Source organism: Sphingomonas degradans (genome assembly GCF_053502645.1).
In genome coordinates this window covers 1,774,507-1,789,458 of sequence record NZ_CP177172.1, presented here as the reverse complement: position 1 = coordinate 1,789,458, position 14,952 = coordinate 1,774,507, and the positions used below count along the sequence as shown (strand labels likewise).

Genomic DNA, 14,952 nt, shown 5'->3' with positions numbered 1-14,952 from the left:
AGGTTTGCGCTTGCCCCGCCAAGGGCTAGGAGTGCGAGGATGAAGACCGACCTCGACCATCTGCCGAGCCAGAAGCAGCGCGAATTGCAGCATGTGGTGCGCGTGTTGTTCGAGGAGTTCGAGCGAGAGATTGGCCTCGCGACCCAGTCGTGGAAGAAGCGCGGGCGCATTCTCAAGGTCATTCTCTACGGCAGCTACGCGCGCGGCGATTGGGTCGATGACGCGGTCGGCGGCTACAAATCCGACTATGACATTCTCGTCGTCGTCAACGACGCCAAACTCACCGATCCGCTCGAATATTGGGGCAAGGCGGACGACCGACTCATGCGCGATGCGACGATCAACGAGGCTCTCAGTGCGCCGGTCAATTTCATCGTCCACGACTTGGCCGATGTGAACGACCAGCTCACGCACGGGCGACCGTTTTTCGTCGATATTGCCGAACAAGGGATCGCCATTTACGAGGCCGAGGGGTTCGAACTGGCGACGCCACGTGTGCTGCCGCCCGAGGAAGCGCTTGCCGAGGCGCAGAAGCATTTCGACTATTGGTTTCCGTTTGCTGTTCATGCTCGGCGGTTGGCGGTTACCAGCTGTGAAGACGGCGTTCTTCGCGATGCAGCTTTCATGCTCCACCAATCAGTTGAACGCTTATATCACTGCGCTTTGCTGGCACTCACGCTCTACAGCCCCAAATCGCACCGGTTGAACTTTCTTCGGTCTCACGCCGAGGAGGTGGCGCCGGAGTTGGTCGCTGCTTGGCCACGCGCCGACAAGGTGAGCCGACGCCGTTTCGAACTCTTGCGACAAGCCTATGTGAACGCGCGCTACTCGCCGCATTACGAGATCAACAACGAGGAACTGAACTGGCTCGGCGAGCGCGTAGCCGACCTTCAGGCGCTGGTGAAAACGGTGTGCGAACGGCGGCTCGCGCCGCGCGACTGAGCCGCGCGGCGCTCGCATCTTCAGACCGATTTTGCCGCGCTCGGGGCGCGCTTCGGCTTCTCCGCAGGAGCGGACGCCGCAGCCGCTTTGGCCTGGCGCCCCTTCGACCCAAGGCCGATCTTGTGCGCCATCTCGCGGCGCGCCGCCGAATAATTCTCGGCGACCATCGGATAGTCGGATTTGAGATTGTAGCGGGCGCGATACTCTTCCGGCGTCAGGCCGTGCGTCGAAAGGTGCCGGCGCAGCGTTTTGTACGGCTTGCCGTCGATCAGCGAGATGATGTGATCCTTCGATGCCAGCGACTTTCGCACGGTCACCGCGGGCGTAAATTCCTGCTCGGGAGCGACGTCTTGCGCATCGCCGTCGGAAGTTACCGGACCGCTAGCCAATTCCGTGACCGTTGCGTGCATGGTGCGCAGGAAGGCCGGCACGTCTTCGGCGGAGACGCGATTGTTCTGATTGCCGAGCCAGGCGATCGTGAGTTCGGTCGCGAGCTCGACTGCGTTCAAAGAGTTTTCATCGGACATCAGGGTTCCTATTCAATTGTGTGGCGACCACATTGGCGCCTTCGCGAACCGTCTCCCCCGGTTGCATTGTTCCATGTCGAACGCGCATTTCGAATTCAACTGCCGAGATGCTTAATCGTCGGAAGAGTGTTCAAATGCGCGCTGACCGCGACGCCGCCACGAGGTTAGCGCTTGCTGGCGATGTTCGCCGCGCAATGCAGCGGCACCTTCGACCATCAGGCCGAAGATTACCGCGCGGTCGTCGTCGGTCAGTTCGAGTAGCCCGGCCTTGGCAACAAGCCCGCCAAGCTCGATCAACTGGCGGGTGCGCTCGCGCCGCTTCACGACCCAGTCTCGCGTATCATCACGCGCGATCCTGGCTTGCAACCGATGACGTCCTGCCATCGCCCGCCGGATCGCTGCGCGCGTCACTGCGAGCGACGCCGCCAGCTTTGCGTGACCCTTGAAAGAAGGCGGCTCCGCGCTTGCGCCAGCCCTCCCTCGCGGCGGCATCGTTGCTGTCGACGGCACTCAACAATGCGCCGGCAAGCAGCTCAATTGGCAACGCGTCGGCGCCGGTTGCGGCGACAACCTCGCCGAGCTGCTGAACCTTGCGTTCCTTGAGCAGCTTCGCCTTGTCGTTGAGCGCGTGCAGTTCCGAATCGTAATCGCGGGGTTTGCGCATCGTGCCGTCCTCAATTGCTGTGGAGGGACGCTTCAGTTAGTAACTGCATCGATCAGCGTAAATAGCATGAAACATCGTGGGATGAACCGATCCCGAGAAAGATGAATTCTTTCGAGGGCGCGCTTATACGTCGTGCCGACGTCGCTTGTGTAGTGTAGATGGATTGCCGTTATGGCGATCTATCACTTCTCGGCCAAAGTCATCTCTCGCGCTGCAGGCTCGTCGGCGCTGGCGTCTGCGGCATATCGCTCGGCCTCGCGGCTGCACGATGAGCGGCTCGACCGGAGCCATGACTTCTCCAACAAGGCAGGCGTCGTCCATTCCGAAGTGCTGCTGCCGGAGGGCGCACCGGAGCATCTCGCCGACCGCGACCGGCTGTGGAACGAAGTCGAGGCAGTCGAGAAGCGGATCGACGCGCAGCTCGCGCGCGAGATCGAGTTCGCGATTCCGAAGGAGATGACGAAGGAACAGGGGATCGCGCTGGCGCGCGACTTCGTCCGCGGGGAGTTTGTGGACCGCGGCATGATCGCCGACCTCAACGTCCATTGGGATATTGGCGCCGATGGCGAGCCCAAGCCGCATGCGCACGTCATGCTGACGATGCGCGAGGTGGACTCCGACGGGTTCGGCAAGAAAAACCGCGACTGGAACCGCGCCGACCTGCTCGAGAAATGGCGCGAGCGGTGGAGCGGCCATGTCAACAAACGGCTCGCCCAGCTCGATATCGATGCGCGCATCGATCACCGCTCGTTGGAGGCGCAGGGGATCGAGCTCGAACCGCAGCACAAGATCGGCCCAGCGGCGTCGCGGATGGCAGCACAGGGCCTCGAGTCCGAGCGTGCCGCCGAGCATCTCGAGATCGCGCGCTTGAACGGCGAGAAGATCATCGCCCGTCCGGGGCTCGCGCTCGATGCGATCACTCGCACCCAGGCGACCTTCACCACCCGTGACCTTGCCCGGTTTGCGCACCGGCATAGCGACGGCAAGGATCAGTTCGATTCTGTGATGGCGGCGGTGCGCGCATCGCCTGACTTGGTCGCACTTGGCAGCGACGGGCGCGGCGAAGAGCGGTTCACCAGCCGGGACATGATCGAGACCGAACAGCGTCTCGCGCGCGAGACGCAGGCGCTGGCTGAGCGCGAGCGGCACCGCGTCGGAGCGCGGAACCGCGAGCGCGCGCTGGCAAATGCCGAGCAGCGCGGGATGCTGCTGTCGGGCGAGCAGCGTGCGGCGTTCGAGCACGTCACAGACGGCAGGGATCTCGGCATCGTCATCGGCTATGCCGGCACGGGCAAGTCAGCGATGCTCGGGGTTGCGCGCGAGGCATGGGAGCGTGCCGGCTATCAGGTCCAGGGGCTCGCGCTGTCCGGCATCGCTGCCGAGAATCTCGAGAGCGGCTCGGGCATCGCGTCGCGCACCATCGCCAGCATCGAACATCAATGGGGGCAGGGCAGGGAGCTGCTGACCGACAAGTCTGTCCTCGTCATCGATGAAGCCGGGATGATCGGCTCGCGACAGATGGAGCGGGTGATCGCCGAAGCCGAAAAGCGCGGCGCCAAGGTCGTGCTGGTCGGCGATCCCGAACAGCTCCAGGCGATCGAGGCGGGTGCCGCGTTCCGCGCCACCGCCGAGCGGCACGGCGGCATCGAGATTACCGAGGTTCGCCGCCAGCGCGAAGACTGGCAGCGCGATGCAACCCGGCACTTGGCGACTGGCCGAACCGAAGCGGCGCTGGGCACCTATGCCCGAGCCGGAATGCTCGTCGAGTCGGAGACCCGCGCGGAGGCGCGCGAGGCGCTGATCGACCGCTGGGATGGCGACCGGGTCGCCGATCCGGCGCGCTCTTCGATCATCCTGTCGCATACCAATCAAGAATGCGATGAACTGAATGCGCTGGCCCGGGACCGTATGAAGCACGACGGGACGTTAGTTACTGAAGTTGCTGTGAAAACCACGCACGGCGAGCGCTTGTTTGGGCCTCAGGACCGCATCATGTTCCTGCGCAACGAACGCGAACTGGGCGTAAAGAATGGCTCCCTTGGCACCATCGAACAGGTTGATCGCGCCCGCATGGCAGTGCGGCTCGACGATGGTCGGCGGGTCGCGTTCGACGTCAAAGATTACGCCGACCTCGCCCATGGCTACGCCGCTACGATCCACAAGGCGCAGGGGCTCACCGTCGATCGCGTGCAAGTGCTGGCGACGCCTGGTCTGGATCGTCACGCTGCCTATGTTGCGCTGTCGCGGCACCGCGACGCGGTGCATCTCCATTATGGCCGTGACGACTTCGAGGGCGTCGAACGGCTCGCCCGCACGCTGTCGCGCGACCGGGCAAAGGACAGCGCGCTCGATTACCAACAGAGCGCAACCCGCTTTGCCGAGCGGCGCGGGTTCGATCGGTCGCGAATTCTCGACGCAATGGCCCGCGCGCCGCTGGTCGACCGTAGCCATACGGCACCCGAACCGCCGAAGCATGGCAGGTTCGATGGGTTGCGGCTGCGGGTGCATGATGCCGAGCCGGCGCGACCGCGCAGCCGGTTCGACGGTCTCAAGCTATCGACTTCTCCGGAGCAGGCCCCAGGCGATCGGCAGGCCGTGCTCGGCTCGGCGGTCCAGCGCTACGCCCGCGCAGTACAGGACATGGATCGCATGACCGGGCAAGGCCTCCCTGCACTCAAATATCAGAAGGCTGCCAAGCTTCAGGCCGCCCAAGCGCTCGACGCTGCCCATGCCAACGGCGCGCGCGACCTCGACGTGGCGTTCGCGCGCGAACCCGCTCTGCTCGGCGAGGCGGCCAACGGCCGCACTGCCGGCGCTATCCGCCAGATGCAGCTTGAGGCGGAGGTGCGCATCAATCCCGAGCTTCGCGCCGACCGGTTCGTCCAGCGCTGGCAGCAACTTCGCGAGCAGCGCGATAAATTCCCCGGATGGCAGGATCGCGATGCCCGCGGCGCCATCGAAAGCCACCTGCGTGCAATGGCCAAGGGGCTCGAAGCCGACCCGGCGCTCGGCGCCGCGCTCAGCCGCCGCGGCAGCGACCTCATCGGGCGGCAATGGTCGCTGGAATGGGCGCCCGGCAGCCATGACGGCGGCATCGGTGCCGCGCTCACCGAGCAAGCGCGGACGCGGTCGATCGCCCAGCAACTGGCGCTCTCGATCGATCGCGGGCGCAATCTGGGGATCGGGCTATGACCGAAGAGACCACTGCCACACCTGCCAGCGACATCGACGATCCGGAGGTCGCATTCGCAACCATGAGCCGCAAGCTTGCCGGGCTGACCGTTGCGGTCGAAGGGTTCGCGGCGCGACAGCAGGAGCTGCATGCGCGCGATTACGGGCCGGACCTCGCCAAGATCCACGAGCGGTGGAACATGGTGGTGGAGTCGTTCGAGATGCTCGCGGACAAGCCAGGGGTTGCGCTTACCCCCCAGACGATCGGTCAACAGATTGCCGAAGCCGGCGTGCAGGTAAGGTCCGCCGACCATCAGGCATGGGACCAGGCCAACCGAGAACTGGGCATCGCGATCCGGTCGCTGCAGGGTATGGTTGCGTCCGCAGCGACCGCCGAGAACCAGAAGCGTTGGATGATCGGCATCGCGGTCGGCGCGTCGGTTCTGGGGTTCGCGCTGGGGGCGACCCTTCCGACGACGATCGCACAATCGGTGCCTGAGAGCTGGCGCTGGCCGGAGCGCGCCGCTGCGCGAATGCTCGAGCGCCCCGAATGGGATGCTGGCGTACACTTGCTCCGGGTGGCTGACCCGGCGCGGCTGCGCGCTTTGGACGACGCCGCGCGGCTTGTGCAGGACAATGCCAAGGCATTGGCCGAATGTCGCAAACGCGCCGCGCGATCCAGTGACCGGATTAGGTGCCGAATCGAGGTAGGAACGCCGAAGGTAAGCGTCCGCCCTGACCCGTATTGCGTGGCAACTTCTGCTGCGCGAGGCGTGGAGCACTCAGGAGTGTCCTTTCGCACTCCTTAAGGAGAGTGCGGATGTCCCGAATGGAGGTCATCACCCGAGCGGAGCGCCGGCGACGCTATTCACACGCGGAGCGCGCCGCGGTGTTGGCACAATGCGATGTACCGGGGGCTACCATCGTTGGCGTTGCTCGGCAGCTGGGGATGTCGCCCAGTCTGATCCATGGCTGGCGCAAGCGGCAGCGCGAAATGGCGCTTCTGACGGGCGAGCCGCTCCAGTTTGTGCCCTATGGCGAAGTGGCGAGCGGATCTGCTGCGGAGCCCGCCGTGGCTCTTCGGGGCACCGAGGTTGCTGCCTCATCCCGCGCCGCTGCGCGCGAGACAGGGCTGACGCAGGAGGAACTGATACGGCCAGGCCCCGGTTTGCGACCCGGCGGCATCGACATTGAACTGCCCGGTGGGGTGCGCCTGTCGGTCGACACCTATGTCAACGAGAAAGCGCTGGCCCGCGTGCTGCGGGTGCTGCGGGAAACGGCATGATCTCGCTCCCACCCGGCACCAGGGTGTACCTGGCCAGCAAGCCGGTCAGCATGCGGCTCGGGTTCGATGGCCTGGCGGCGCTGGTGCGGCCGCTGTTCGACCAGGAGCCATATGGCGGGCACGTCTTCCTCTTCCGCAGCCGCAAGGGCAGCTATCTCAAGGCGCTCTATTGGGACGGCACCGGCCTCTGCCTGTTCTCCAAACGCCTTGAGCGTCATCGCTTTGTCTGGCCGCCGCTGGTGAATGGTGGCATTGTGCTGAGCGCGGCGCAGTTCGCCCTGCTGATCGAGGCGATGGACTGGCGCCGCACGGTCGCCCCGGTAGCACCTCGGTTGCCCGTCCAGATGTAGCGGAAAGCTGCAGAAAACCGCGCATTCTGCTTGGTCGCGAGTCGCTGTTCTGGTATGAAAAATCATGTCTTCCGATGCGCTGGACATCCCCGACAATCCCGATGCGGTGAAGGCGCTTTTTGCGGCGATGCAGGCCAAACTCGCAGCCTCCGAGCAGTCGCTGGCGGCGGAGCGATCTGCGCATCAGGATACCCGGCAGCAGCTCGCCGCAGCCGAAAATGCCATCAAGCTGACCACGCTGCAGATCGAAAAGCTGAAGGTTCAGCTTGCCCGCCTGCGCCGGATGAAGTTCGGCCAGTCCTCGGAGCGGCTGTTGCTGCTGGCGGACCAGCTGGAGTTGTCGCTGGAGGATCTGGAAGCCGCGCAGGCGCATGCCACTTGCGTCATCGCCGGCAGGACAGCCAAGGAACCTGCCCCGGAAAGCAGCCAGCCTCGCCGTCAGCCGCTCCCTGCGCATCTCCGCCGCGAAGAGGTGCTGCACCCGGCGCCGGCAGCGGACGGCTGCACCAGCTGCGGCGGCGCCATGGCGCGGTTGGGCGAAGACGTGACCGAGGTGCTGGAATATGTGCCAGGACGCTTTCACGTCGTGCGGCATGTTCGACCGAAGCTGGCCTGCAAGCGCTGTGACGCCATCAGTCAGGCACCGGCACCTTCGCTGCCGGTGCCCCGCGGCCGAGCCGGACCCGGCCTGCTGGCGCATGTGGTGGTGTCGAAATTCGCGGACCATCTGCCGCTCTACCGCCAATCGCAGATCTTCGCGCGGGAGGGTGTCGAGATCAGCCGATCGACGCTGGCGGACTGGATGGGTCAGGTCAGCTGGCTTCTGCAGCCGCTGGTCGACGGTATCGCCGAGCATGTGATGGCCAGCCCCAAGCTTCACGCTGACGACACGCCTGTTCCGGTGCTGTCGCCGGGTAGCGGCAAGACGGCGACGGGGCGGCTGTGGGTGTATGTGCGCGACAGGCGCCCCAGCGACAAACCCGCGGCGCTCTACCGCTACAGCCCGGATCGCAAGGGAGAGCGCCCTCGCGAGCACCTCAAGACGTTCGCCGGCTTTCTGCAGGCTGACGCCTATGCCGGGTTCGAGAAGCTCTACGCGGCCGATCGCCAGCCGGGGCCGATTACGCCGGTTGCTTGTTGGGCCCATGTGCGCCGCAAGCTGCACGACGTGCTCGATGCCGACGCCCGCTCCAGCGCCCGTGAGGGGCTGGTGCTGATCGGCGACCTATACGAGGTCGAACGGCAGATCACCCGGGATCCGCATGATGATCGCCGGCGGGCACGCAAACTCTCGATGCTGAAAGCGCTCGACTTCTTCAAGTGGGCAGACGGCGTGCTCGCTCAGGTGTCCGCGCGGTCGCCGCTGGCGGAGGCGCTCCGCTATGCCGTTCGTCTGAAGTCGGCGCTTCTCACCTACACGCAGGACGGCCGCCTGGAGATCGACAACAACCTGGCAGAGAATGCCCTGCGCGGCATCGTTGTTGGCCGGAAGAACTGGCTCTTTGCCGGTGCCGACTGCGGCGGCGAGCGGGCTGCCGCAATCTACAGCCTGCTCGAGACGGCGAAGCTGAATGGCATCAACCCACAGGCCTGGCTCGCCGATGTGCTCGATCGGATTGGACGAGGTCACCCCATCAACCGTACGGACGAGCTGCTGCCCTGGAATTGGGTCGGCCTTGACGCCTCATCGTCTGAAAGTGAGTGAAAAGCGGACCGGCAGCTCGCGCCCCAAAGTCGGCCGTTCCGACCGATAATAAGCATCGCCCAATAGCCGCCGTCAGCTAGCTGCCGGGCAATCGTCAGTTTGGCTTCAGGACGAATCGTGCTTACGCAGCCTTGGCAGAGGCTTGGTCGACCGAAAACACGTAAAAGCGCCTTAAGCCAAGGCGCTTCACATCCTGAGAGTCGATCTCAATAGCGAGATGGAACGTGCTACGGTCGGCGTAGCACTGCAGGAACGACAACTTTTCGATGCGGGCGTTTTTGATCGCAGCATTTATAGTAAGCAGCGCCTCTGGCGCGTTCCTCCCATTGATGGAGAGAGAGGTAAGCCCAAGTGGACCAAATCCATCTAGGCGGTGTTGACAAAGTTGATTCCCAAGCGGGCTGATCTCTGATTCAAGGCTGCTCTTTGCGAGGAGCGGCAATGGCGCGTGGCGATCTGACGGACGAGGAATGGGCGGTGCTCGAAGGTCTACTGCCATCCGAGCGCGGCCGAAAGGCGCGCCCCGCCCATGACAACCGGCGATTTCTGAACGGCATGCTGCATGTGCTGCGGGTCGGTTGCCCCTGGCGGGACATGCACGAGCGCTACGGCAAGTGGAACTCGGTCTATGTGCGGTTCCGGCGTTGGGCGGAACAAGGCGTCTGGGATGCGATGCTGGCCACGCTGGTCGAGTTCGGGCTGACCGACGACTGGCAGCACATGATCGACAGCACCACGGTTCGCGGCCATATTTCGGCAGCGGGCGCTAAAGGGGGACTCATAAGGAGGCTTTTGGTCGATCACGCGGCGGCTTTACGTGCAAAGTCCACGCCCGCTGTGACAATCAGGGTCGCCCTCTCGGCTTCGTCCTGACCGGCGGCGAAGCGTCGGATTACGGCACTGTCGATGACCTCATGGCGCTGCCGGTCAACAAGCCCAAGGCGCTGCTGGCCGACAAAGGCTATGACGGCGATGCGGTCCGGGCGAACCTATTGATCCGCGGTATCCTGCCGATCATCCCGCCAAAGGCCAACCGGCGCGAACCCATCGCCTGCGACTTCCGTCGATACCGAGACCGGAACCGCATCGAGCGCATGTTCGGGCACCTCAAGCATCAACGCCGTATTGCCACCCGGTACGACAAGACCGCACTGTCGTTCGCCAGTTTCCTCAATCTCGCCGCCATCCGCCGGTGGCTGCCTAACTTTGTCAACAGGACCTAACCAGCTATTACGGTAAGTAATCTTGATGCTACTTGTTTTGCATGAAGCAGACAGAGTGACGTCAATCGGAGAAACCGTGTCGCCCTCAACGTCTGGTGCTGCGGCTGCACAGAGAAGAAGCCCGCTTCCAAGGAGCGTGATTTTTTTCAGATATTCCATGCGCATTGTGGCTCGATCCTTGACGGTGGAGCCAATCTGACCCTCACCGTTTACACCAGTCAATGCGGGGTGGTCCTTCCGCAAGGTCATCAAAACAACTGCTTCCGCGACATGCTTGCCTTGAAGCCGTCGTTCCGCTCTCCACCCATGAGCAGCCAGGCCGCTATTGGAATAACGGGCGGTCGGGAATGCGCCCCAATTTCGGCCATTCGCGACGAACGCGACCGGGCCTGAAAGCGGCCGTTCGTGCCAGTCGAGGTGGCGTGATCGCAGCTGGTTAGGAAGTAGTCGAAGCGATCTTGCTCTAAGGCGCTGGCAAGGACCGCGCGTTCCACTCCATGTGAACGTCGTCCCCGCCTCGGAGCAGGCCCCTTTGAGCGACTGGCCATCCGTCGCATAAACTAACCGGCAGCTGCCGGTCACGCCGCTCCGTCTGAAGTAGTTGAAAGTCAGCAGCCGGTCGACAGGAAACGTTTCCTGCAGCTCGCCATTCAAGGCCTTTACGCCATCAGGACTGATAAGCTGGCCGGCCATTCCCATCAAATCGATGTCCTGCCCGAACGGCTTGATGCCCTGACCCTGGAGAGTCAAAAAGAGGTTGGTGCGGGCGCCCTCGTCCGTCTGCATCTTCCACGGGCCGCCTATCGTCACGCGCAGCGCCAGGGACGGACCGGAAGGCGTCGGCGCGGTCTTCTGCTTTCCGGTGGTCCGGCAATTTTTGCTTGAGCCTCAGGATCTCTCTGGTGATCAGGGGCACGATCTCGTGACACCGATGACGGGCGAGTCCGCCGTCAAAACGTTGGCGCTGCGGCGTCGGAGGTAGAAATAGCTTCATTTCGGATGAAAGGTCGAAGCGTAATCGCGCTAGATTTTCTTCAGCGCCTGAGTCTTAATCTGCATGTGGGGCTGTCGCGGCGTCGGATTGCGAAAAGGGGGAGATAACTATGCTTGCTGAAGTCGCTTTGGCGCCGGAGGTAGCCGCGTGATCTCTGCCGGCACACTGCTTCGCATCATCTAGTATGTCGGACGCCCTCGCGGATTGGAACGCGCGGCTTGAAGCGCACTTCCGGGCCTTGGCGGAGATGCGCCGCGCTGGCGGCCTTCCAGTATTCGCTTTGGAGCACGGGCTCAACGCGAGTGAACGACAGGGTCTGGCCCAACAACTCAATGCTGCGTTGGCCAGAGGTGAGCGGACATCGAAATATTGGCTGTTATGGATCGTCTATTCCGCCGAGCAGGGTTACGAATACGATGGTGAGGAATTCTGGGAGACATTTGAGAGAAGAACTCCCCGATGGACACAGCATTTCTACCGGCGATCACTGAGAACCTGGTTCGGAAAGTTTCACGATCTCTACGAGGGGTTCAATCCGACCGGCCCCTGGGCTTCCTGGTTCTCCATCATCGCGTGCCCGATTACGCATGCGCTGCTGCCGCGCGACCTGCAACTCCAGTTGGCGAGAGCGCTATATGTGTGGCGCCACGCGCTGGCGAAGCGGATCGACGCGCCGCCGTCGGAACTGGGCCATTTCCTCGCGACGATGAACTACGACGCAAGTTCCCGCTTTCGTAATTTCCTTCAGCAGGAAGAAATCGTCGGCAGGATCGTGTTCGCGCTCCTCGGGGGCAAAACCGAGGCTGTCGAGCGCTTTATCCATCCGGCGGCGCTCGAACGCATCGTCACCGATCTGCAAACGGCTGGCAGCGGGCGTGCCTGGCTGCAGGATGCCCGTAAGGTCGTTGAGCGCGCGCGCCTTCATGGAACATCATCTGTTCATCAGGAAAGCAATCTGGCGAGCGCGGATCGCAGGGAGCCTGCATCCAAGGAGCGTAGGCTGGAAATCCGCCCGGCGCTGACACTGCGACGCGTGTCGGCTGACGAATGGACGCCGGTCGTCGAACTTCCCTCGTTACGGCCGCTGGCCGAAATCAGCTCCGACCTTAGCAAATTCCTCAGCCAGACCCGTTGCCGGGTGACAGGCTCGCCAGGCGCTTTGCCGGCGGGCTGGCTGCTCCAGAGCGACCAGCGGCGTGTCTTGTCGTCTTGGCCACCATTGAACGAGCCTATCGTCAAATTCGACAAGGAGCAGCCTATCCTGGAACACCTGCTCCGGGTCGACGGGTGCATAACGCCGGGGCCTGCCTGGCTCTTCAAAGTCGGTCCGGACGGGCTTGCGCGCGAGATCATCAGCCGGGTGGTTCGCCCCGGCGGCCGCTACATCTATATCTCGTCGGATCCCATCGCGGCCACGCCCCTCGGAGATCCCGTTCGCATCATGGCCACCGGGGTGAACGCACTAGCGCTCGATCTTCCCACCGTGCTTGCGCCCGCGCAGGTGGATGCGCTTCGGGCGCTGCAGCTTGGCGTCGCCAAGAATGTGAGGCTCGCGCCCGTCGGCCTCGATGCGAGGCGGTGGGATGGTGAAGGCTTCGCCGAATGGATGGATGGCGAGACGCCCTGCGTCTCGCTTCTCGCCGACTTCGCCGTCGAGAGCTGTTGCGTGAAGCTCGACGCGGAATTCGCGCATGTCGATGTTGGCGGGCGCTCCGATCCCATATTGCTCAGGTTTCCGGATCTGAGCGTGGGACTGCACGCACTGATCGTCGAAGTTCGACCGACCGATAAGACGGCGTCCGTGATTTCGGGCCTTCTGCAGATATCGATGCGACATGCTCGGCCTTGGATTGCCGGCACCTCCGCGCATACGGGCCTCGTTACCACTTTTGAGCCCGAAGCCCCGAGCCTCGACCAATTGTGGGAGGGCGACGTAAAATTGCAGGTCTTCGGACCCGCCGACCACCATGTCCGAATTAGCGTGGATTTGCTCGACGCGGCAGGTGCGAAGCTCGGCAGCGAACTCATTGCCGAGTTGCCATTACCGGTGACGGTCGATCGCTGGGAACGCGCGATTTCGACCTTTCTCTCTAAAGAGAAGGACCCCTGGGTCTTCCTGCGAGCTGCGTCGGGGCGGCTCGTTGTCGACGGCGATCTACTGGGCGTGCGCGAAATCAGTCTCCAGCGCGATGTCGCCCCCGTCCGCTGGGCGTGGCACAAAGCGGGGCACGGCACGACCCTGCGTCTGGTCGACGACCATGAGGGCGATGATCCGCCAGCCGTTAGCTTCTATCCCTTCTCCCATCCGGCCCGGCCGGAACCGATCAGCCTCAAACGCGCAGTCGAGGGCTTCCTCCCCGAGAATGAGGGGGGCCTCTGCGTCGTCGCCTGCGGGGAGATTGAGCAGGCCTTGATCGTAAGCATGCCGGCGGTCGTTGGCGGGCTGCAAGGTCTGCTCGTGAAGCCGCACCTAGCGAACCTGCCCTACTCGCCGTCGACGATGCCGCAGATTGCCGACCTAATATCGCTCTGGTCCACGGCCAGGCTCGTCGGGCCGCTTGCGGGCAATCGACGCGACAGAGCTGCAATCGCGCTGCGAGACGCCTTGCGCGAACTCGTGTGCGGCGCGGACTGGATGGACGCCGAGGTCGAGTATTCCAGTTCTCGGAAGGGCGTGGCGGACCTGAAGCGCTTCGCCGGGGCAACCGGGGCGCCGGCGGCCTTCAATTTCGTCGTGGCCCGCGAGGTTGCCCGTTTTCAGACCATGCCGCCGACGGAGCGCACGAAGGACCTCATCGATCTCGCCCAACGATACAAGATCGCCTCGCGCGAGGCCTGCTCTCATGCGCTGCATGTCGCCTCCTGGTTGGAGCGCGGCGGCCGTTGGTCGGAGATCATAGCTGAACGCATCACGTCGTCCAAGGAGGCCGTGAGCCTGACGCGAGCGGCTCGCTTCATCTTCGTGGCGACTTCAGTGCCGTTCGAGGAACAGCCGGCAGTGCCGCAGGTGGCACGCCGATGATCGAGATCGTGAAGATGGGCGAAATCATCGCCTCCGCTCGCCACGATCTCGGTCTTCCCGCCAGGACCGAGGTGGACAGCGCCTATTGGTTCGCCGGCATGCGGCGCCTCGCCGGGCAACTGTGCCCGTGTTCGCCACGCACCCTCGTGTCGTCGATGGCAGACAGTCACCGCGCGCTCGCGCTCAACATGGCCGATCTGATCGACCAACTCGAGGATTGCGTGGATGCGTTGGTTGCCGTGGGCGATCTGCTAGAATTCCACGACGTCACCACGCTGGACGAGAAGGTGAAGGCAACCTGGGTCTTCGCCGCGCCACCTTCCTTCGTCATGCATCCATCGGGCACGGCCTACATATTGGGTATGGCACCGGATGACGCCCTTCCTCTTCCGATCGCATGGCGGGAGCGCGTGATCACGAGGGGCCCCGCCCGGGTGCTCGAACCGCTGCCAGGGGAGGATCTCGAGGGATCGCTCAAGAGCAGCGGCTTTCGGCCCTTGTCCCTGAACGCCTGGATGCGCAGCCCCAAGCCGGAGAGCGCGGCCTCGATCATCGCCGGGCTCGACGCCAAGCTCGCGATGCTGGGGCCGGCAGGCCATGTTCCCGACCTCAAGATATTCGACTGGACGAAAGACACGCGAAGCTACCGGGCGCGCTGGGTGGCCCCATCGGGCCAGGACGGCTATTATATCGTCCGCCGCCCGCAGGCCTATGGCGCGGACCTTTGGGGCTATGCGAGCCTCGAACGCGGTGAACTGAGGAAGCTCGTCGACTTTCCGTTCCCCGGGTCCCGATATCGAGGCTGCGACATGGCATGGCGTGCCCAACTTGCGATCGACGCCTTACTGAACAAGCCACAGCGATACCTTGTCGTCACATTGGATGGCGCCAAGCGCTTCGACTTGTTTTTCCCGTTGCCAGACTGGGCACGCCGGCGCCTCTCGACGATCGGGCAGGAGATTGCTTCGGACAAATGCCTGATGTCGTTCAGTATCCCACTCAACGCTGTCATGGCAGAACAGGCTTTCCTTAAAGAATATCTTTTCCTCGAGTGCGAAGAGTAAGGACC

11 protein-coding genes and 1 pseudogene are annotated in these 14,952 nt (G+C 63.6%); 9 read left to right on the top strand and 3 right to left on the bottom strand.

Annotated features, from left to right (window positions below):
- The first annotated feature begins 39 nt into the window (after positions 1 to 39).
- Entirely contained in the window at positions 40 to 942 is a 903-nt protein-coding gene (locus ACG3SL_RS08020) for a HEPN domain-containing protein (RefSeq protein WP_448664608.1), read from the top strand.
- Between the two features lie 20 nt (positions 943 to 962).
- Here the strand turns inward: ACG3SL_RS08020 and ACG3SL_RS08015 are convergent, their stop codons facing one another.
- The 3 genes from ACG3SL_RS08015 to ACG3SL_RS08005 all read right to left on the bottom strand — a co-directional run bounded on the left by ACG3SL_RS08015 (position 963) and on the right by ACG3SL_RS08005 (position 2,133).
- Positions 963 to 1,469 (bottom strand): MucR family transcriptional regulator, encoded by a 507-nt coding sequence (locus ACG3SL_RS08015; protein WP_448664607.1) that lies wholly within the window; start codon positions 1,467 to 1,469, stop codon positions 963 to 965.
- Positions 1,470 to 1,580: 111 nt separating this feature from the next.
- A complete protein-coding gene (locus ACG3SL_RS08010; RefSeq protein WP_448663834.1) occupies positions 1,581 to 1,793 on the bottom strand; it encodes a conjugal transfer protein TraD in 213 nt (70 codons plus the stop codon).
- Between the two features lie 19 nt (positions 1,794 to 1,812).
- Complete coding sequence (locus ACG3SL_RS08005) at positions 1,813 to 2,133, bottom strand: conjugal transfer protein TraD (protein WP_448663835.1); 321 nt, start codon at positions 2,131 to 2,133, stop codon at positions 1,813 to 1,815.
- A 171-nt stretch (positions 2,134 to 2,304) separates the two neighbouring features.
- Here ACG3SL_RS08005 and traA point away from each other — a divergent pair, with 171 nt between their 5' ends.
- The 8 genes and pseudogenes from traA (at position 2,305) to ACG3SL_RS07965 (ending at position 14,947) form a co-directional block, all read left to right on the top strand.
- A complete protein-coding gene (gene traA, locus ACG3SL_RS08000; protein WP_448664606.1) occupies positions 2,305 to 5,325 on the top strand; it encodes a Ti-type conjugative transfer relaxase TraA in 3,021 nt (1,006 codons plus the stop codon).
- Positions 5,322 to 6,113 (top strand): DUF6118 family protein, encoded by a 792-nt coding sequence (locus tag ACG3SL_RS07995; RefSeq protein WP_448664605.1) that lies wholly within the window; start codon positions 5,322 to 5,324, stop codon positions 6,111 to 6,113. The genes traA and ACG3SL_RS07995 overlap by 4 nt, the downstream gene beginning before the upstream one ends.
- Before the next feature lie 20 nt (positions 6,114 to 6,133).
- Complete coding sequence (tnpA, locus tag ACG3SL_RS07990) at positions 6,134 to 6,589, top strand: IS66-like element accessory protein TnpA (protein ID WP_448664604.1); 456 nt, start codon at positions 6,134 to 6,136, stop codon at positions 6,587 to 6,589.
- Positions 6,586 to 6,939, top strand: coding sequence for an IS66 family insertion sequence element accessory protein TnpB (tnpB, locus tag ACG3SL_RS07985; protein WP_448664603.1), 354 nt, complete (start codon positions 6,586 to 6,588; stop codon positions 6,937 to 6,939). Before tnpA ends, tnpB begins: the two co-directional genes overlap by 4 nt.
- Positions 6,940 to 7,003: 64 nt before the next feature.
- A complete protein-coding gene (gene tnpC, locus ACG3SL_RS07980) occupies positions 7,004 to 8,644 on the top strand; it encodes an IS66 family transposase (protein WP_448664602.1) in 1,641 nt (546 codons plus the stop codon).
- A 441-nt stretch (positions 8,645 to 9,085) separates the two neighbouring features.
- Positions 9,086 to 9,867, top strand: a pseudogene (locus ACG3SL_RS07975) (IS5 family transposase).
- A 1,178-nt stretch (positions 9,868 to 11,045) separates the two neighbouring features.
- Positions 11,046 to 13,883 (top strand): hypothetical protein, encoded by a 2,838-nt coding sequence (locus ACG3SL_RS07970; protein WP_448664601.1) that lies wholly within the window; start codon positions 11,046 to 11,048, stop codon positions 13,881 to 13,883.
- Positions 13,880 to 14,947: a hypothetical protein gene (locus ACG3SL_RS07965; protein ID WP_448664600.1), complete on the top strand. Its 1,068-nt coding sequence runs from the start codon at positions 13,880 to 13,882 to the stop codon at positions 14,945 to 14,947. The genes ACG3SL_RS07970 and ACG3SL_RS07965 overlap by 4 nt, the downstream gene beginning before the upstream one ends.
- The last annotated feature ends 5 nt before the right edge of the window (positions 14,948 to 14,952 follow it).